Origin of the sequence: Christiangramia sabulilitoris, assembly GCF_007050985.1 — a bacterium.
GTDB lineage: Bacteria > Bacteroidota > Bacteroidia > Flavobacteriales > Flavobacteriaceae > Christiangramia > Christiangramia sabulilitoris.
Genome location: NZ_VHSF01000019.1, coordinates 1 through 705, shown reverse-complemented (window position 1 = coordinate 705; position 705 = coordinate 1). Strand labels below are relative to the sequence as shown.

1 protein-coding gene is annotated in these 705 nt (G+C 46.2%); it reads left to right on the top strand.

Features of this window, described 5'->3' with window-relative positions; translation table 11 throughout:
• Positions 1-705 (top strand): DUF7507 domain-containing protein (locus FGM01_RS14450; protein WP_423738355.1); only part of this gene is annotated, 705 nt, incomplete at both ends.

Genomic DNA, 705 nt, shown 5'->3' with positions numbered 1-705 from the left:
TGGTGGACAATACGGGGAATACCAGTTTGACCAATGTCGCTGTAGTAGATCCTCAGGCAACCACTGGACCAGCCTATGTAAGTGGAGATTCGAACTCCAATGACATTATGGAGGTCGATGAGACCTGGACCTATACCGCKACCTATGAAGCCACACAGGCTGATATTGATAATGGAAGTGATATTGTACATACTGCCAGTGTAACTACAACRGAAGTAACTACTGCGGTAACTGATGATGCAACAACCACTATTACTCAATCGCCAACACTGACCRTAGTTAATACCGTAGCACCGACTGATATCGCTGCTCCGCAAACGCTAACCTATACCATTGTGGTGGACAATACAGGGAATACCAGTTTGACCAATGTCGCTGTAGTAGATCCTCAGGCAACCACTGGACCAGCCTATGTAAGTGGAGATTCGAACTCCAATGACATTATGGAAGTCGATGAGACCTGGACCTATACCGCGACCTATGAAGCCACACAGGCTGATATTGATAATGGAAGTGATATTGTGGTGGACAATACAGGGAATACCAGTTTGACCAATGTCGCTGTAGTAGATCCTCAGGCAACCACTGGACCAGCCTATGTAAGTGGAGATTCGAACTCCAATGACATTATGGAAGTCGATGAGACCTGGACCTATACCGCGACCTATGAAGCCACACAGGCTGATATTGATAATGGAAGTGATA